General features: G+C 38.1%; 18 protein-coding genes. 12 read left to right on the plus strand and 6 right to left on the minus strand.

Features of this window, described 5'->3' with window-relative positions:
- Positions 1-7 precede the first annotated feature (7 nt).
- The 4 genes from OOA_RS15460 to OOA_RS15475 are packed head-to-tail and all read left to right on the plus strand — an operon-like array spanning position 8 to position 2,787.
- Complete coding sequence (locus OOA_RS15460; RefSeq protein WP_008913101.1) at positions 8-535, plus strand: fimbrial protein; 528 nt, start codon at positions 8-10, stop codon at positions 533-535.
- Complete coding sequence (locus tag OOA_RS15465; RefSeq protein ID WP_008913102.1) at positions 528-1,049, plus strand: fimbrial protein; 522 nt, start codon at positions 528-530, stop codon at positions 1,047-1,049. The genes OOA_RS15460 and OOA_RS15465 overlap by 8 nt, the downstream gene beginning before the upstream one ends.
- Positions 1,042-1,686 carry a fimbrial biogenesis chaperone gene (locus OOA_RS15470; protein WP_008913103.1) on the plus strand — a complete coding sequence of 215 codons (645 nt, stop codon included), beginning with the start codon at positions 1,042-1,044 and terminating at the stop codon, positions 1,684-1,686. The genes OOA_RS15465 and OOA_RS15470 overlap by 8 nt, the downstream gene beginning before the upstream one ends.
- 15 nt (positions 1,687-1,701) lie before the next feature.
- Entirely contained in the window at positions 1,702-2,787 is a 1,086-nt protein-coding gene (locus tag OOA_RS15475) for a fimbrial protein (RefSeq protein ID WP_008913104.1), read from the plus strand.
- Between the two features lie 220 nt (positions 2,788-3,007).
- On the opposite strand, the gene OOA_RS15480 is transcribed toward OOA_RS15475, so the two are convergent.
- Entirely contained in the window at positions 3,008-3,940 is a 933-nt protein-coding gene (locus OOA_RS15480) for a LysR substrate-binding domain-containing protein (RefSeq protein ID WP_008913105.1), read from the minus strand.
- A gap of 587 nt (positions 3,941-4,527) precedes the next feature.
- On the opposite strand from OOA_RS15480, the gene OOA_RS15485 reads away from it, so the two are divergent.
- The 7 genes from OOA_RS15485 (at position 4,528) to OOA_RS15515 (ending at position 13,464) form a co-directional block, all read left to right on the plus strand.
- The gene (locus OOA_RS15485) at positions 4,528-5,133 is read left to right on the plus strand and encodes an ankyrin repeat domain-containing protein (protein WP_008913106.1); all 606 of its coding nucleotides are present in this window, start codon (positions 4,528-4,530) and stop codon (positions 5,131-5,133) included.
- A 134-nt stretch (positions 5,134-5,267) separates the two neighbouring features.
- Positions 5,268-6,191, plus strand: coding sequence for an oxamate carbamoyltransferase subunit AllH family protein (locus OOA_RS15490; RefSeq protein ID WP_008913107.1), 924 nt, complete (start codon positions 5,268-5,270; stop codon positions 6,189-6,191).
- Entirely contained in the window at positions 6,181-7,731 is a 1,551-nt protein-coding gene (gene fdrA, locus OOA_RS15495; RefSeq protein ID WP_008913108.1) for an acyl-CoA synthetase FdrA, read from the plus strand. The genes OOA_RS15490 and fdrA overlap by 11 nt, the downstream gene beginning before the upstream one ends.
- Positions 7,731-9,146, plus strand: coding sequence for a YlbE family protein (locus OOA_RS15500; protein ID WP_008913109.1), 1,416 nt, complete (start codon positions 7,731-7,733; stop codon positions 9,144-9,146). The genes fdrA and OOA_RS15500 overlap by 1 nt, the downstream gene beginning before the upstream one ends.
- 245 nt (positions 9,147-9,391) lie before the next feature.
- Positions 9,392-10,954: a hypothetical protein gene (locus tag OOA_RS15505; protein ID WP_008913110.1), complete on the plus strand. Its 1,563-nt coding sequence runs from the start codon at positions 9,392-9,394 to the stop codon at positions 10,952-10,954.
- Between the two features lie 77 nt (positions 10,955-11,031).
- Positions 11,032-11,982, plus strand: a complete 951-nt coding sequence (locus tag OOA_RS15510; protein WP_008913111.1) for a carbamate kinase family protein — start codon at positions 11,032-11,034, stop codon at positions 11,980-11,982.
- Between the two features lie 93 nt (positions 11,983-12,075).
- Entirely contained in the window at positions 12,076-13,464 is a 1,389-nt protein-coding gene (locus OOA_RS15515; protein ID WP_008913112.1) for an amidohydrolase family protein, read from the plus strand.
- 428 nt (positions 13,465-13,892) lie between these two features.
- Here OOA_RS15515 and OOA_RS15520 read toward each other — a convergent pair whose 3' ends face one another.
- A complete protein-coding gene (locus tag OOA_RS15520; RefSeq protein WP_040691681.1) occupies positions 13,893-14,381 on the minus strand; it encodes a cold-shock protein in 489 nt (162 codons plus the stop codon).
- Positions 14,382-14,523: 142 nt separating this feature from the next.
- Here OOA_RS15520 and OOA_RS15525 point away from each other — a divergent pair, with 142 nt between their 5' ends.
- Positions 14,524-14,760, plus strand: a complete 237-nt coding sequence (locus OOA_RS15525) for a hypothetical protein (protein WP_008913114.1) — start codon at positions 14,524-14,526, stop codon at positions 14,758-14,760.
- Between the two features lie 211 nt (positions 14,761-14,971).
- Here OOA_RS15525 and OOA_RS15530 read toward each other — a convergent pair whose 3' ends face one another.
- From OOA_RS15530 to OOA_RS15545, 4 genes are read right to left on the minus strand one after another with little or no spacing between them, the layout of a single operon-like run.
- Complete coding sequence (locus tag OOA_RS15530; protein ID WP_040691684.1) at positions 14,972-15,754, minus strand: glycosyltransferase family protein; 783 nt, start codon at positions 15,752-15,754, stop codon at positions 14,972-14,974.
- A 7-nt stretch (positions 15,755-15,761) separates the two neighbouring features.
- Positions 15,762-16,676 carry a glycosyltransferase family 2 protein gene (locus OOA_RS21305; RefSeq protein ID WP_008913116.1) on the minus strand — a complete coding sequence of 305 codons (915 nt, stop codon included), beginning with the start codon at positions 16,674-16,676 and terminating at the stop codon, positions 15,762-15,764.
- Positions 16,677-17,912: a glycosyltransferase family 4 protein gene (locus tag OOA_RS21310; RefSeq protein WP_008913117.1), complete on the minus strand. Its 1,236-nt coding sequence runs from the start codon at positions 17,910-17,912 to the stop codon at positions 16,677-16,679.
- Entirely contained in the window at positions 17,912-19,876 is a 1,965-nt protein-coding gene (locus tag OOA_RS15545) for an HAD family hydrolase (RefSeq protein WP_008913118.1), read from the minus strand. Before OOA_RS15545 ends, OOA_RS21310 begins: the two co-directional genes overlap by 1 nt.
- Positions 19,877-19,885: the final 9 nt, after the last annotated feature.

Genomic DNA, 19,885 nt, shown 5'->3' on the forward strand with positions numbered 1-19,885 from the left:
ATATTAAATGAAGCCTATATGTAGCCTTATATTCACGACTCTATTAAGTTTTAATACTTTTGCATCTGATGTAACTGTTTATATTAATGGCGGTATATTAACACAAAGTTGTAATGTCTCGAGCAATGACTTGATTAAAAATGTTGTGTTTGATGACTTAAATCCAAAAGATTTTACAACTATTGGATCTGTGAGCGAATTTCAACCAGTGACCATTCATTTAGAAAATTGTACTGGTCATGTTAATAATATGTCGTATCAGTTTTCAGGTGAAGCAGATGAGCTTGATTCTACTTTATTAAAAGTATTAGGCCAGCCTAATAATACTAGAAATATAACCGCTAGTGGATTAGCTATTGAAATTGCAAATGAAAACAAACAAAAAATAAATTTAAATACAAAAATAACATTAAATGAAATCATAAATAGTAAAACGTATGATTTGATATTTAATTTAAGATACAAATCCACTCAAAAAGATATTGGCTCTGGTGATGCATCTTCATTACTTTATCTGGATATATATTATGAATAAAGTCATCATAAACTTGTTTTTTTTACTTATTTTCATTTCAAATGTAAGTTATAGTGAACGAGTTAAAATAAATATATCTGCTAACGTTATTGAAAGAAGTTGCACTATTTCTAGTAGTTCATCTAACTTTTCAGTAAAGTTGGACACTGGTGATTTAAGAGGAAAAAAAATCGGTATGCCATTTACTGAGACTCCATTTTCAATATCATTAGAATCATGCCCTGATAATTTATCATCTGCACATATTAAATTTACTGGCGAATCTGATTTAGTAATGAATAATTTACTAGCAAATCTTAACGAAACCGATTCTGGTGCAAAAGGAATTGCAATTGGTTTATATGACAGTAACAATAGCAATATAAATATCCAGAATAATTTAAATTCTATTACTATTGACCATAACCTACAAAGTAATATTTTTAAATTTTATGCTTACTATGTAAAAACGAGTGATAAGTACTCTGCTGGAAAAATAATAAGTATTGCCAATTTCGAGCTAACTTATGATTAATAAAATATTAACTTTTATATTACTTTTATGTGTTTCTACCACTAGCTTAGCTGGAATAACGATAGTAGGAACACGGTTTATAATAGACAATGAAAAAAAATCTATTAATATAAAAATAATCAATGATAATGAAAATGATTATTTAATTAAAAGTAATATTAGTGATAACAATTTCATTGTTTCACCACCATTGTTTATGCTCCCTAAAAATAGTAGTAATATAGTAACAATAATACCTACTGATGTCATTAACAGCAATCAAGATAGTTTATTAGATTTAACTATTACTGCAATTCCAAAATCGGAAGTAAATAATGGAAACAGCAACATTTCATTAGCTGTAAGATCACATTTCAAAGTCATTTATAGACATAACAAATTAACGGAAAATGAGTATTCAAAATTAAAAATAATTAGGTATAATAATGATTTTTATTTAGAAAATAAATCAAATTTTGTATTTACAATTTCAACATCAATTAATGAAAATTATAAAAATGAAAAAATAAAAAACATTTCACCAGCACAAAAGATAATACTAGATAATTGTAGTGCAATGGATAAATGCAACATATGGGTTAACATCTATAATGATTACAATGATGTAATTAAAAAAATAAATTTATCTTATAATTAAAATCAGGTTATTATTATGAAATCATTTAAAAATAAATCATTAGTGTTCATTTTATTATTTTCTCAATTTCCATCAGCATATTCCATTACAGAAAGTTCAATTTATGTCAATATTAATGATATTTTTATTTCTGGCCCGGCAGATAGAACGTCATATGGCACTGTTATTGCTAATTCAGGTTTATGGTCGGGTAAACTATGTAATAGTAGAGAGTTAGATTACACACTTGCTAGTATTAGTTATGAACCAACGTTGAAATGGACAGGAAATACATATCAAGCAACGCCATCTCATCCAACAATTTATTTATATGATTCAGGTATTTCAGGGTTATCTATCGTTCCTAAGGGTGGATCTAGCTCTTTTAATGCTGAATTATCCCCAGTATATCCAGGGCAGGATCTAATCTCTCTGGCACCACAAAGAAAGATTGCTTGGAAAGGGTCTAAAGGTAATGATGATAGGGTTAATAATCCTATTCCTTTATCATCTGCTGCCTATATTTATAAAGGTCCTGATAGACTGGTAGGCCAAACTGTTATTCCTCAGCAAGTTATTTCTAGGTATACCTGTTATGATCCAAGTGGTGTTCCACAAGAAATTACAAATGTAGTATTAAAACAGGTAATAATTAATGGCTCTGTAGATACTTGTACTCCGACCAGCAAGGAAGCCTTCATTGAGATGGATAAAATCCCTATTGGTTCTATTGAAAATGCGGACGCATCAAGTCTTATAGGTACAAAACAATCTACTTTTTCGCTACTTTGTGACCCTAATGTTACTGTATACTTTTCAGTCGTTGATTTATTTGACAAAACAAATAGAACTCAGATATCGTCATTAACTGATGAATCCACTGCTTCTGGCGTTGGATTTGCTATTACATACCCAGTAGGCCAAAAACTATCATTCGGGCCAGATGGTTCTGCTGCGGATATACCGGGCCAAGAAAAAAAATTAATACGCCGTGCAGGTAATGCGGCTGCAAACAACCCAGTGAGCGTTGATCTTGGATTTAGCTATGTGCGAAAACCTGAAGAAACAATAAAAGCAGGTACCGCTAAATCAATGATTGGTATAACTTACTCTTATCAATGATTGAATGAATGACAATAATAAAATAGCTTCGCTTTAAATAATTATGACGTTTATTTTATAATTACACATAACTTCTCAATAAACTCTCTATGCCTAGCTAAATCACTCATTATTTAACTAGCTGAGAGTTTAATGATTTTCACGTTGAATATATTTTTTAATTTTTTATACGATTTAAGAATAATATCTCCCTGCTTCAAACCTACATACTAGAAGACAACTAACTAATCGGTTTAAGAATATCACTATAAAGATGAGTTAAAATTCCGTTATCCATAAATTCTTTTCGGATCCATTGAGTGACAAGCCCGACAGCCGAATGCTGTGTCGCTAATAATAAATGGGAATCTTGTCTTGGATTTTGAATTTTTTTCGTGACTAATAAGCCATTTTTTTCATGCTCTTTCGCCATATAATCAGGCAAAAAACCAATCCCTTCCCCTAATATCTGACACTGGCACTTAGTATTAAAATCAGGAACTTGGATAGCTTCTTGACCATGTAATAGCCAGCCAACTCGTTTATTAATAGTATGCGCAGTATCTTCCACCATAATGTTGGGATATAAACGTAATTGGCTTTCTGCGATCGGCTCTGGCATTAGCGCTAAAGGGTGGGTAGGTGCAATGGCAAATTCCCAATGAATAGCACCAATTTCAGTATAATCGATCCCACCGCCATCCATTAAAGTTCCGGGAGCACCTATCGCAACATCCGACACATTATTGATAATTGCATCCCATACCCCGTTATATACTTCAGTCGTCACGGTAATCTGGCAGGTGGGAAATTGCTTTTTGAGTATTTGTAGCAATTTTGCGGTGTGGTATGGGGTATACAATAGCTGGTTAATACAAATACGCACTCTTGCCTCAATCCCTTGCTCAATAGAGTAAATACTTTTTTTGATTAAATGAAAGTTATTGAGCAAATCTGTCGCTTTGCGATAAAAGTAGTAACCAGCCTCCGTTAGCTCCATATTTCGCGTATCACGAATAAATAACGCCACATCTAAATAGGTTTCTATACGTTTGATTGTATAACTGACCGCGGATGTTGTTATCCCCAATTCTTCTGCCGCTTTACTAAAACTCGCAAATTTAGCGGCTGTTGTATAAGTGAGCAAGTTTTCTTCTGTAAAAATTGAGTGCATCTTATTTTTTCCACATTGGATAAAAATCAGTCAAATTAAGCTGTTATGTGAATAATATTCAATAGCCTAATTTATCGACCATTATTCGCAGCGCTTAACCGTCATATTCATCAGAGTAACATGTTTAATGTGCTCCATTCTATTAGGTAAAACTAATGTGATGATATAACAATGTTGAATCTTCAAGATACTTAATATTATTGAATTAAATACGCCAACCTATTATTAACACCCTTACACTTAACGAACAAAAAAATCACAATATTAACATTTTACAAACTTTCAATTTGAACTCTGTCACGGAATTGATTAAATCATTTATCGTTCTAAGGATTGATAAAAAAAACCGCATAATATTGCTCATAAAACAGACAGAATGTAGCGTAAAAGAACAAAAAAGAATGCTTACGCGCACATAAACACAGGATTATTGAATTTAAATCAACAATTGATGGCCCTATTGATGAATTAAATTTAAATGGATTCTTTTTATTAGTGACAATTGGTATGCTTAGTCCATAAAAAATAGTCTTTATCCATTTTGGTTATTTTTAAATAAATTTAAATAACCTATTAAGGAAAATCCCATGACAGCAAATTCATTAAATAAAGAATTTTTAGATGCAGCAGAAAAAGGTCAATTAGATATATTAAAAAATAGCCTAGAAAATGGCGTTGATATTAATGTTACAAACCGTCAAGGACGCACTGCTATCGTTAATGCAAGCCTCAACAAACATTATGAATGCGTCTCTTTTTTAATTAGTGCAGGTGCTGATATTAATAAACAAGATCAAACTTGTTTTAACCCTTTTCTCCTTAGCTGTCTAAATAATGATTTGACTTTACTGCGTATTATTTTACCTGCAAAACCTGATTTAGATTTATTAACCCGTTTTGGTGGCGTTGGTATTACACCAGCAAGTGAAAAAGGCCATGTAGAAATTGTGCGTGAATTACTGGAAAAAACAGAAATTAACGTCAATCATACAAACTTTGTTGGCTGGACTCCACTACTTGAAGCTATCGTCCTTAACGATGGTGGCGAGAAACAACAGCAGATCGTTAAGCTATTACTCGATAATGGTGCAAATCCACATATGACTGATAAATATGGTAAAAAACCATTAGAGCTCGCGAGAGAAAAAGGCTACCACGAAATTGCTGATCTCCTCATCGCAGCAGGTGCATAAAGTACCTAAAATAATTTAAGTGAAATGACAGCAGTAAGCAAAGCTATCCCGATATGTTCACCAATATGTGATTCGGGTAGCTAAGTGAAAACGCCTTATTTATAACATAAGAAACATCGTTGATAAGGAGGCCTGTGAAGATATCCACATCTCATCGGCAAATATTATATGGGCTAACGGCTGATTCTCATTTTCTTAATCTTTTAAATCAGCCCAATATGATAGGAAAAGTGGAACAAGTATTTAATAAAGCAATTAATATTTCTATTAATAATAGCCTTTTTACTTTACTAAGTTCTCAATTAGATAATGCGCCAAATAGTTGTCGATTAATAAATAAAGATTTTTCTCTTTTACAGATAAAGAGCGGTGACGACTTTTATTTATTAGATAACGAAATTTTAATTAATGAGGGTTATTCACTGTCTTTTTCTTTGTGTAAAAAATGGCAGCAACCAAATATTATTTTTTGCCCTAATAAAATAAAACAAAAAAGTTATCAATCATTTTTATTAGCGCAATTAAATACAGTCGATTTGATTTTAAGTAATGATAAACGCTCTCTTTTTAACTATCTGGGCGATAACGTATTTTACTTATCCTCATCGAGGATATTAATTCAACTACGTACACATTTAATTAATTTATTAAAGATGGAACAACATGAAAATTTGGTTAGCGTGATTAACCAGCTTGTTGGACTAGGAATCGGGCTAACACCTTCAGGCGATGATTATCTTGTTGGATTGATGGCATTTTTACTGCTGGAAAATCACCCTGCTCATTCATTTTACCCTGAATTCTACCAAGGGATAGTACAGAGCAAGGACAGAACAACGCCCATCAGTGCCATTACCTTAGAAAAAGCACTGAAAAAGGAATATCGCGAAAATATGCATCAATTAATCCAATCATTAGTTGAAGCGAATGAAACAGAAATTTATTCACAGTTTTTAGAGGTTTTCAATATCGGGTCCAGTTCAGGTAGCGACATGCTATTCGGTATTCGCGATGCCCTGTATCTCACCCATTATTTCGGAGAAAAGTATGTCGACTAAAGTTGTCATAAAAAAGAATACCTATTTTGATTCTGTCTCACTGATGTCTATTTCGACCAAAGCAAACCAACTCAATAATGTGGAGCAAGCTTTTGTCGCCATGGCAACAGAGATGAATAAAGGCGTTTTAAGAAATTTAGGATTACTGACCCCAGCGTTAGAAGCCGCAAAAAATGGCGATTTAATGATTGTAATTAAAGGCCCCAGCGATGAAGCAAACGAAGAAATCTTAACTGCTATTGAAGATTTATTTAATAAGAAAAATCAAGGTGGTGGTCAGCATGAAGCGAAATACGCCACGATTAATTCCGCTAAAACACATATCCCCGATAGCAATTTAGCAATTATCTCCGTTAATGGTCAATTTGCGGCTCGTGAAGCGCGTATTGCATTAGAAAACGATCTTAACGTGATGTTGTTCTCTGATAACGTTTCTATTGAAGATGAATTAGCACTGAAAAAACTCGCCAGCAGTAAAGGTTTATTAATGATGGGCCCTGACTGTGGCACCGCCATCATCAATGGAACTGCGTTATGTTTCGGAAACAGTGTGCGCCGAGGCAATATCGGCATTATTGGTGCATCAGGCACCGGTAGCCAAGAACTCAGCGTACGTATTCATGAATTTGGTGCGGGGATTTCTCAGTTGATTGGTACAGGCGGCCGTGACCTAAGTGAAAAAATTGGCGGCATCATGATGATTGATGCACTCAAAATGCTCGATGCCGATGAAGAAACTCAGGTTATTACGCTTATCTCCAAGCCACCAGCACCAGCCGTTGCCAAAAAAGTATTAGAACAAGCAGAAAAATGCCATAAACCTGTCGTTGTTTGCTTCTTGGGTCGAGGACCATTACCAGAAGATAAACCGGGTCTGACTTTTGCTCAAAGCACTAAAGAAGCCGCATTGAAATCAGTGTTGCTCACTGGTATCAAAAAAGAAGATTTGAATTTACATTCTCTCAATTGGCCATTGATTGAAGAAGTTAGAGCCAAATTGAAACCCGAGCAAAAATATATTCGTGGGCTGTTCTGTGGTGGAACTCTGTGTGACGAAGCGATGTTTGCTACCCTCGAAAAATATGATGATGTTTACAGCAATATTCAGCCAAATCCTGACTATCGCTTAAAAGATGTTAGCAAAAGTATCGCTCATACCTTCTTAGATTTTGGCGATGATGACTTTACCAACGGTAAGCCACATCCAATGATCGACCCAACTAACCGTATTGAACGTTTATTGCAAGAAGCTCGTGACCCTGAAGTCGGTGTCATCATGATGGATTTTGTTCTTGGTTACGGTTCTCACGAAGATCCCGTCGGCGTAATGATTGATGCCATTAAAGAGGCAAAAAATATCGCTAAACAAGATGGCCGTGAACTCGAAATTTTAGGTTACGTACTGGGTACCGACCAAGATACCCCATCTATGGATGCACAGGTCAAAATGTTGACGGATGCTGGCGTGATTTGGGCAAGTAGTAGCACCAATACGGGTTTATTAGGTCGTGAGTTTGTCTGGAAAGGAGAAAATGCATAATGACTTCATTATTTAAGCAACCATTAAATGTTATTAATATTGGCATCGAAATGTTCAGTGATGACCTGAAAAAACAACATGTTCCAGTCACTCATTTAAGCTGGACGCCACCAGGCCAAGGTAATATTGAGGTCATTCGTGCGCTCGACCAAATCGAAGGTAGTGCGCAACTACAGGAAAAAATTGTTGCTGCTAATGTACAAGCGCTAGAACGCATTATTCAATCACAACCGGTATTGATTGGTTATGACCAAGCTATCAATGTCGTTCCCGGTATGACTAAAAATACCATTTTGCATGCAGGTCCACCTGTTGCTTGGGAAAATATGTGTGGCGCTATGCGAGGCGCAGTCACAGGTGCGCTAGTTTTTGAAGGCTTAGCCAAAGACTTGGCCGATGCTGAGCATGTTGCTGCCTCTGGTGACATTATTTTTTCACCATGTCACGAACACGACTGCGTTGGCTCAATGGCTGGGGTGACATCAGCCTCGATGTTTATGCACATCGTTGAGAACAAAACTTATGGCAACCGTGCGTTCACTAACCTCAGCGAGCAAATGGCAAAAATTCTGCGTATGGGTGCCAACGACCAAAGCGTTATCGACCGCCTAAATTGGATGCGCGATGTTTTAGGTCCAATGCTGCGCGATGCAATGAAAATCATCGGTGAAATTGATCTACGTTTAATGCTTGCTCAAGCTCTACATATGGGCGATGAGTGCCATAACCGTAACAATGCGGGAACCACATTATTGATCCAAGCGTTGACGACAGGATTAATTCAAACAAATTTCACCGTAGCACAGCAAAAAGAAGTGTTCGATTTCGTAGCAAGTAGTGACTACTTCTCAGGCCCCACGTGGATGGCAATGTGTAAAGCTTCGATGGATGCCGCTCATGGTATTGAATACAGTACTGTCGTCACCACAATGGCGCGTAACGGCTATGAATTTGGATTACGTATCAGTGGCTTGCCGGGTCATTGGTTTACAGGTCCAGCTCAGCAAGTTATCGGCCCGATGTTTGCAGGTTATAAGCCTGAAGATTCTGGCTTAGATATCGGTGACTCTGCAATTACTGAAACTTACGGTATCGGTGGATTTGCGATGGCAACCGCACCCGCAATTGTTGCCTTAGTCGGTGGTACGGTTGACGAAGCCGTTGATTTCTCTCGTCAAATGCGTGAAATCACGCTTGGTGAAAACCCGAACGTGACTATTCCATTACTTGGTTTTATGGGAATACCAACTGCAATTGATATTACTAAAGTCGCTGCAAGTGGCATTCTTCCTGTCATTAATACCGCTATTGCTCATAAAGATGCAGGGATCGGGATGATTGGTGCCGGGATTGTTCATCCACCGTTTGAGTGCTTTGAAAAAGCAATGCTGTCTTACGCGGAAAAATATGCCTAGTTTTCAATGATAACAAAATAGTGCCCAACTTCGGTTGGGCTATAAAAATAGAAACAAGCAACAGACGCCCCAAATAATTTGAGTCACCCGTAGGCACAAGATGACACAATCCTGATGTATATGCATCGGGGAAGTGGAATGAAGCCAACAAGGCTATAGCTCAAACTATGCAGGGGATAATTTCACCAGAGCAATAGAATTTAAATATGACTGCCCTCGCAGTCTTTCCTTGAAGGATGCATTCTATGAGTGTACTAAATATAAAGTGGAAACGTGGTGACTGGGCGGCTTATTTCGGGCTGATGACCAATAACTTAACCAATCTACTCACAATGATGGGTTTATTGATTTTTGTTGTCGGTATCCCAATTGAAATTGTTTATGGACGTATTGCCCCCGCTTTCGGGTTTGCGGTTTTACTTGCAAGTATTAGTTACGCCTACTTTGGCCAACAATTAGCGAAAAAAACGGGCCGCAATGATGTTACCGCTTTACCGTCAGGACCAAGCGCACCTTCCATCTTTACTGTCACGTTCTTAGTCATCATGCCTGTGTACCAAACAACGCAGGATGCTGAGTTTGCAATTCAAATTGCGCTGGTTTGGTGTTTCGTTGAATCCATGATCTTAGTAGGCGGGTCATTTCTCGGTGAATCTATCCGTAAGATGATCCCACGTACCGTACTGTTATCCTGTCTATCTGGGCTTGGATTGCTGTTACTCGCAATGAACCCAATGCTACAAGCTTTTGAAGCTCCAACAGTTTCTTTTATCGTATTATTGTTAATCTTCATTAACTGGTTCGGTAAAAAACCTATCTTTGCGCGTATTCCAACTGGCTTATTGTTACTGATTGCCGGTACTGCGCTAGCATGGATATCCGGTCTACAAAGTCCTGCGGCGATCCAAGCCTCTGTGTCTTCATTTGGGTTCAACCCTCCGGGCGTTCATATTGATAGCTTTTTACAAGGTTTACCTCATGCATTGCCTTACTTAGCATCGGCGGTACCTTTAGGTTTAGCTAACTATATTTTTGACCTTGAAAATATTGAAAGTGCTCACGCTGCAGGTGATGAATACAATACTCGTAATGTTATGTTAGCTAACGGTTTATCCTCTACTATTGGTTGTTTTCTGGGTAACCCATTCCCTGTGACAGTCTATGTCGGTCACGCAGGCTGGAAAGCAATGGGCGCAAGCATTGGATACACACTGGCATCAGGTGTCACCATGTTTATTGTCCCACTGTTTGGTTTGGGCGCATTTATGTTAGCCATCATTCCAATGACTGCCATCGTTCCAATACTGGTGTTTATCGGTGTCGTGACCGCAAACCAAGTGGTGAGGGAAACACCGAAGATAGAAGTACCGGTTATCTTTATCTGTCTGTTCCCGTGGATTGCTAACTGGGCACTAACAATGGTTAATAGCGTGATAGGTGCAGCGGGTACCTCTGCAAGCGCAATCGGTATAGAAACACTGTTACATAAAGGTGTTTATTATCAAGGTCTTGTTCATCTTGGTAGTGGTGCACCACTGGCAAGTATGTTGTGGGGTTGTATTGCAATCTTCGCCATCCTCAATCAACCATTACGTGGTGCGATTGCAGCGGCAGTTGGTGCGCTATTAGTATTCTTTGGCATTATCCATTCACCAGTCGTGGGCATTGCTCATGGCCCAGCATTGATGTTTGTTTATGCCTACCTGATGATGACTGCTGTCTTTGTTTTAAAATACTTTTTGGATAGCCGTAAATCGGTAGAACAACAACAACCTGAAAATGCTGAAAAAATCAGTAAGTCCGTATAATCAAGTCAATCTTGAAGAGTAGGTATGCACAGCATACCTACTCTTCAGCTAAATTCTTTGTATCAGGAATAGTCATAATGAAAGAACTCGTGGTTGTTGCCATCGGGGGCAACGGTATTATTAAAGATAACAACAGCCAGTCTATTGAAGCTCAAGAAAAAGCGGTGCAAGAAGTCGCACAACATGTTTGCGATATGCTTGAGGGAAATTACAACATTGTTTTAACTCATGGAAATGGCCCCCAAGTCGGGCTTGACCTACGCCGCGCAGAAATTGCTCATTCTGTAGAAGGTTTACCATTAACGCCATTGGCCAACTGTGTTGCAGACACCCAAGGTGGGATTGGTTACTTAGTCCAGCAGGCTCTCACTAACGCGCTGGCTAAACGCCATCATCGCCAAGCAGTAACCCTGATTACACAGGTTGAAGTGGATAAAAACGATCCTAAATTTAGCGCACCAACTAAACCGATTGGTGCATTCTTCACTGAGGAACAAGCTGAAGAGTTGAAGCAAGCCAATCCAGACTGGCATTTTATTGAAGACTCAGGCCGCGGATATCGCCGTGTTGTTGCTTCTCCTGAACCAAAGCGCATTGTTGAATCTAGCGCTATTCGCACCTTAACTGAAAATGATTATGTTGTGGTGGCTGCTGGTGGTGGTGGAATACCAGTAATTAGTAATGGTAATGGCGGCTACCAAAGCGTTGATGCCGTCATTGATAAAGATTTATCCACTACACTACTCGCAAAAGAACTACAGGCTGATATTTTGATTATTACGACGGGTGTAGAAAAAGTGTGTATTCACTTTGGAAAACCTGAACAAAGAGCCCTTGGAGAAATAAATACAACGGATATGCAGCGCTATATGGAGGAAGGTCACTTCCCTGCGGGCAGCATGTTACCCAAAATTGAGGCTAGCTTGTCTTTCCTTGCTCATGGTGGCAAGCGAGTGATCATCACGACCCCTGAAAAGCTTCCTGAAGCCCTACGCGGTGAAACTGGAACACATATTATTTCAGGTTAAAGATATAAGGTCATCCAAGATGCATGTCGGTAACGTTACCCACATGCATTGTTAATGCCAGTTGAAGTATCAAAAGTATAACAAGGAGTTTCTATGAAGGTAGATATACCATCCGGCAGAAGAGAGTTTCTTTCAACTAGCGCTAAAGTTGCCGCTGCTTGCACCTTATTTGGTGCGATGTCAGGGATAGCGTCAGCGGATAACCAAACTTCACAAGACACAGGTATTTCGAGCATCACTGACAAACATTATTATCTGGATGATACTTTGCTCGAAACGGGTTTTGATTACCGTGACTCAACGGTAATTGGTACTAAAACAGCCTTACAGACCATTGAGATTAATGACGGTAAAATCGTTGCTATCTTACCTAATAAACAGCACTTAAATAGTTCACTTAAGGCTTATAGCGCCCAAGGTAAGTTAATGTTGCCTGCATTTCGTGATATGCATATTCATTTAGATAAAACCTTTTACGGTGGTCCATGGCAAGCACCGGAGTCTCGTGAAGGTAAAACGATTATGGATATGATCGCGCTCGAACAAAAAATATTACCTGAACTTCAACCCTACACTCAAGATCGTGCACATGCATTGATCAAACTGATCCAATCACAAGGATCAACCATTGCGAGAAGCCATTGCAATATTGAACCTGTATCAGGTTTAAAAAATTTAGAAGCCTTACAAAAAGTACTAAGCGAACATCAGCAAGATTTCACCTGTGAAATTGTGGCTTTTCCACAACATGGATTATTACTATCAAAATCAGAGCCGTTAATGCGTGAGGCCATGCAATTGGGTGCTCATTACGTGGGTGGGTTAGACCCAACTAACGTGGATGGTGCCATGGAAAAATCTCTCGACACCATGTTCCAAATCGCGCTGGATTATAATAAAGGTGTTGATATTCATTTGCATGAAACCAGCCCAGCGGGGCGAGCTGCGATTGAATATATGATAGAAACCGTCGATAAGAATAGAAGTTTGCGGGGGAATGTCACTATTAGCCATGCATTTGCCTTGGCAACACTCACCCCAGAACAAGCAGATGAAACGGCAAAAAGGCTTGCTGAGCAACAGATTACTATTGCGACAACCGTTCCAATTGGCACACTGCATATGCCATTAAAAACTCTCAATAAAAATGGTGTATTTGTGATGACCGGAACCGACAGTGTCATCGACCATTGGTCACCATTTGGGCTAGGTGACATGTTGGAAAAAGCGAATTTATATGCTCAGCTTTATATTCGCCCAGATGAATTATCGTTGTCCCGCTCTTTAGCTATCGCCACAGGAAATAAGTTACCTCTTGATGATAAAGGTAATCAGGTGTGGCCAGTGAAAGGCGATGATGCCAGTTTTGTCCTGCTTGATGCATCTTGTTCCGCGGAAGCCGTAGCGCGTATTTCACCAAAACATGCTACGTTCCACAAAGGTAATTTAGCTCATGGAACAATTCAAAAACAGGTAGCTTGATTTTTAATTAACTGATAAGTAAAACAATATTTAGAGCCATTGCGACTAACCTGATAAATGCTTCACCTGAAGCAGAAAGCTTGTCTGATTTATCCAATGGCTTACCTTACTAATATTTATATTTCTGGATACAATATCCTCACCCCATTTAGCGCTTCAACTGAGATTAAAATAAGCTAACGTTAGTCGAGATGGATTGAGCGATCAAGCAAGTCACTCTTGATGAGTAATGATATTATTATTAAAAGAAAAGAAAGAATTTAAGTTCTAATATTGGCTACTTTGAACCTAACAAAAAGAGAAAATATCCTATCTTTTATCGGATTTAATTGCTGGCAGAATTGGTGAAATAGCCCTATATCACCGCGCACTGAGGTCAGTATGCGGTGATAACATTATGCTTATCAAGGTTACAGTAGCAATTCGAATTATTTTAGACTTTGGAGCTTTTTCACTGTCGCTTCTACATCTATCTCATCTTCCGAAAAAGTTAACGTCGTTCCTTGGAAGGTGGTGATCGCCAGTTTTTTCAGCGAGCGCATTTCATTAGGTTCAGCCGCCGATTTCGGCCTGATGCTGTTCATCAGGATACCGATAGATAGCACGGTATTTTCTTTATCAATAGGGGCATCGGCTGGTACTTCTTCGCTATAAACCAAGAAAGACTTGATCGATGTAAGCTTAAGACGCTCACCCGCGATATACATGTATTTGCTATCTGGTATGACTTTCACAGCAAAAGCGGACAAACCCTTGTTATTCGTAGTAGGTTCGAAAGTCACCGCTGCATCTTTCTTAATCAGATCAGGGTTAGCGACCTTAATCACATGAAAATAACGGTTATCACCGTTTTCATCTTTGATAAATCCAAAACCTTTATCGTCAAACCACGTTGTGATCGTTCCATTCATCGCTATTACCGCCTACTTAATTAATTATTTGCTCACTTTTTGCAACGCGCAGTATAAAACACAATTCCTGAACAGACTACGTCTTTGATTTAAGTCTAGATGATAAATTTCTGGTGTATGAAAGAAAATATGAGATGAATAGCTAGAAATGATGAGTTTGTTGATTTTTATTGCCTATATTCTAGTTGAAATTGTTTATGAATTTATTACGCCTGCTTTTGGATTTACTCTTTTACTCACGAGTATCCGTTACGCTTATTTTAGTCAAAAGACTGGCCGTAATGATGTCAATGCGTTAACACCAGAAGTGTGTCCACTTTCTATCTTCACGGTAACTTTCCTTAATCATCGTGCCTGTGTACCAAACCATACAACCGGATGCTAAATTTGCAACTAATTCAGGTAGTTGAAGTGCCAATCATTTTTTAATGAAAGTAACGTCGTTGCTATTTTACATCCAAAAATAGTTCACTCAATGATTATAGCGTACAAGATAAATTAAATTTCAATTGTGAAATTGCAGCTTTCCCACAGCTTAAATTATTACAATCAAAACGCCATTTATTTTTACAGCAACTAAAGATTAAAAAACAATTCTATTTATTCAATGCTTGTTTCAAACAAAAACGTAAAGCACTGGTAGCGTGCCAGATAAAATGCTTAGAAAAAAGTGACCGACTCCTCATTTGGGCAAGATGTAATGCCTTAAATTGCGGTAAATAAACAACGTTTACTTTCAACTTTCGCCTTGCTCGCCAACAAATATCAAGATCTTCACAGTACATATAATAACGTGTATCAAATCCACCAAGCTCGCGATAATACTTAGCAGTAAATAACAAAAACGATCCTGCGGCCCATTCAACCTCAGTATCCTGTGTAATTTTCGACTTATCATAGTTTGTATTGTTTTTCTGCAATAAGAATGAAATAGCAAAATTACTTATCGTCGGGAAACGACGTATTCCATTGTCATACAAAGTAAAATCTCGATCATTAAAAAGATTAATCGCGACCAATGGATATGCGTGAAGCTCAGCGTGTAATAGTAATGCAGCTAGCACTGAAGGCTCGATGATAACATCTGGGTTTAACACCAGAAAACGATCCTCGTCTCGCATTCCAAGTTCTTTCTGACACCAATTGAAAACACAATTATTGTTCGCGCCAAACCCCATAGGTTGATCGACAAGGTAATGAATACCAGATTTTGCGCAATACTCTTGCAGCTCACGTTGCGGTTTATTATCTTTCAAAACAACAGTGTAATTATGTGAAACCAGTAGTTCTAGGCATCCACCTGCAATAATCATGTCGCCATGACCGTGTGATATAACTGAAATAAAGCAATGACACTGATCTACTGATGATTTAGGCATAAAAACTCTAATATAAGAAATACAAAGAGATGGTTCTCATAACAGTTGTTCTTGCAACCGAGAATTTTAGCAAGAAAAGCTGCCAAAATACAAATCGTCGAGATTTTAACATTTTCTCTAAAAATCTCTTATTCTCTTTTTTGAGACAGTCATTGTATAGCTCATAAAAGCTTGCTGCTTGCTCAATTACCAGTCGATTTTGACGTGAAACTGAAGATAACAGCATAAATTTTGTTAAAATTCGTTTTAATCCGTATCCACGGCTACCAACCACATTATTTGAATGTTGGCGATATTTAATCAATCGTTCAGGAATAAAAACTAGTCGTCCAAAGGACGTAGCAATCAAACCTAACCACCAATCATGCATCAACATATGCTGACTAGATCGCAGATGGCAAATCAGAGCACGATTCACCATCACAGTGGCTCCCTGAATACAATTTTGGAAAACTAATTGAAAAAATGCCATCTGCCGCTCCGGATTGAGGCATTCATGTTGTAAAAAAGAAGGGTGTAAAGGCCGTAACTCATTATCGACCAACTCAGCATCTGAAAAAATTAATAATGGTTGAGAATCATCGTCAATTCTATTTACTTCCCTTTGATAATACTCAATTTTGTCTATTACCCAAATATCATCTTGATCACTCAAAAAAACATTAGCAGCTGTCGTCAAAGAAAGTGCATACAAAAAGTTATATGCAGGCCCCTTTAGACCCGTAGTGCGTTGTTGTACATTGATCTGAATTTCCGTAGTTGTCGCAAAATCAGCAATTAATGATAACGTGTTATCCGTAGATCCATCATCGCTAACAATAATCCTCTGAGGGGGTATTGTTTGACCAACTATAGAAGCCAGCTGCTCGACAATATAAGGCTCACCATTGTAGGTACATACTACAACTTCATAGTTAAACACTCATCGAGCTCCCGGTAGATAAGATTTTACCGTCCACTTTATTTTCCGTAACAAAGAGAAGATTGCCGGATAGTCACGATACAATTTGTTAATTACGCGCTGTCGAAAATGTGTATAACGATTTACTGGAGCCTGAATACCCTGTTTAACATGACGCAAAGACTCATCATAAAACAGCCAAAAACGATCTGTCTGTGCCTTAAGTAAAGTGACGGAAGTATCCACACCTGATGTTATAATCTGATCACATGCTGCGGCGAACTCTTTTGAGCTACTTCCCCAATCAGGCCATTTTTCGGCGGTAACCAATGCATTCGCTTTTAGTTGTGCTAGCTCACTTGGATTGTCTTTAAGACGATTGATGAATTCAACAATTTCTTGATCTTGACGACTAAACGAGACTAAACCGTTAACACCATGATCAATATATTCATCATAACCAGTCACGTCATAACTGATAGAGGTTCCACCAGTATGATACATTTCCAGCGGTGGGCCAAACATACCCTCTACCGTAGAAAGTTTAACCAAGACATCGCATGATGCATAAATACTGCCAATCTCAGAAATCGGTACTCGGCTAAATAACCGATCCACATTGGGATAAGCACCAATTTCAGTCGATGTGACAAACCACACCTCATCAGCACGAGACTTACGACATAACGTCGCCGCAAGTTCCGTATTCTTGAAACTAACGTTTAGAGGCCCTTCAACTAATACGCGTAACTTTTCAGGTATTCGAGGGCTTTTAGGTTGAATGCTATTGTTGAAATAAGCTTTGCTAATTCCATTACGAACTAATATAGCATCTTGACCAAAATGCTCTTTCAAGTGTTCTTTAATCCATGTTGCCTCAGTAATAAAGTTAACTTGCAGACTATAAGTCAGGTCAACCAACGTGCGTAAAGTGACTTCATCTTCCGGATAAAAGCGTGACTCGATAGATTGAACAAAGAATGCATATTTATTAGCTTTAACTTTATTCAGATAAAATACTGTGCGCCACCATGTAGCGATAACCAGATCAAATGACTGTTCAGCAGCTTCATCATAATTCATCCAAGTCAGTTTCTCTGCACCTGGAAACCATTTTAGTCGAGTCGTATTTGGCTTGTCATCGGTAATAATCGTGATATCTTGGCCATTCTGCTGCATACGTGTTGCATGCTCAAAAATAACATTAGTCCCACCGCTGATATCAGGGCTCCACAGTAAAAAAGCTATCTTATTCATTATTTCAACCAGTTAAATTTTATTTTTTTGATCAGGAAATAGGGATATTTCAAATATTTCACCCCATTCGCATGAAAGTCGAGGGGCTTCCACCAAGCGGAACCGATAGTGTGTCTCGGATTTTTCACTAAACGCTTAAAGTAAGACAGGGCAGAACGTTTTTTCTGACCAAAAGAACTAAAATTAAATACCCCAAAGTTTTCATAATGTTTTATAGAAGAAAATTTTTCCAGTTCGTTCTGACTCGGTAGCATCACACCACGGCAGTAAAATTTTTTAACTGCCTTGCTAATCTCATGATCAGATATTGAATAGGCCTGTTCAACCTTGGCAAAACAACTAAATTGGGACAATGCACGCTCTTGGAACGGAACGATTTGTTCATAATAGAGAGAGAGTTCAGCATCATTATGGTCGAAAACAAAATTTTTAATGCCATCGCCATACATTTTCAAACTTCCATGAGAAGCTCCCATGAACACTTCAAAACCAGCACGGAACTCATTGAACATATCATCACCAAGGCGCTGCCCCCATTGATGGTCAAATAGTAAGCCTTCTTTAATATTACTTTTATCACTTTCAGCCCCATCCAATATGCCAAAATAGTAACCAAACATATTGCGTTGGGTCACTTTCGCCAAATTATCTTGGATACTGCCCTTCCATCCAACATCAACAACATTTACCCATTCATCATGCTTTTCCATCATTAGCGAGTCGCAATAGTCTTTGAGATAAGCATTTTGCTGATTGCGTTCGCGCTCATAGATAGTTCTAAACACATCATCTTCCATTAACATCGAAAATGCAGGTAACGCAGCAATATTCAGGTGCAGCTCTTCAAAATTTACTTGAGGAAAACGTTTCTTAAGCTGAGGTAAATAATCATCAAGGTTGATGCTTTTCAAAAATGCAGCCAGACTACAAGAACCATACTGATATAATAACTTGTTGAATCCGCTACTACTTAGAGATCCCAATGACGGTAGATAGGTGGATCGGCGGGATACATACATGTAATGACTGGTCACACGTGAAAAATTTTTCGGCAAATTAGCTTGATACTTATCAAAGGCCTTTTGCAAAAATTCGCCTTCTCTAGCAAAAAAATAAACATTTTTAGCTTGCTTTGCTACCAAAGCCCAATAAAGTCGACGAACAAATAGATAAATAGCACCGCTTATCCAATTAAAGCTGAATTTATCCTCTGCGATGACCAAATCAACTTTTTTCTGAATAGCAAGTCGTTGACGGTCTGCCTGTAAACTCTCATCATATCGACGTTGATCCGCTGGCAATAAATGCGCAAATAACCCTCGAGCAGTAGACATGGCTACATCACTATGTGCATTATCACCTAGCATAATCGTTTTTTTAACATCCAAACCTAATTCAGCGATAACCACATCATAGGCTCGTCCTTCTTTCTTGGTTCGCTTATTTTCACTAGAAACAAAGAAATCATCAAAAATATCAGCAAATCCGTGATGGTTAGCAAAATAGATAATTGACTGTTTATCTAGATAAAAGTCAGAAACCAGATAAATATTTTTACCTTTTGCTTTTTCAGCACGCAGAATGTCCAACATTGCTGCTATCGGTTTTTGCACGGATAATTCAAGGGCTAATTCTAAATCTCTACAATAAGAGATGAATACATCTGATTCTGGCAGTTTGGTAACAAACTGCCCTCGCTCCAGTTCGTAGTACAAAGCGAGCGACATATCATCGTAACGAAATTCAGCATCATCACCTTGCATTTGGCTGCTGGCACATAATCCCGCTTCAATCCTTAAGCGCAGCGTGTACAACTCATCTATAGATAAGCGCACTCGGTATAAATCTATAAGTGCAGCTACCCATTTACGTTTTACAACTTCTGGGTGACAATTACGTTGAACTATCGTGTCAAAAAAATCAACTAGAATAGTTTCGATATTATCCGAAATCGTGATAGTCATTATAGTTAT

The organism is Providencia burhodogranariea DSM 19968 (assembly GCF_000314855.2).
Taxonomy (GTDB): Bacteria; Pseudomonadota; Gammaproteobacteria; order Enterobacterales; family Enterobacteriaceae; genus Providencia; species Providencia burhodogranariea.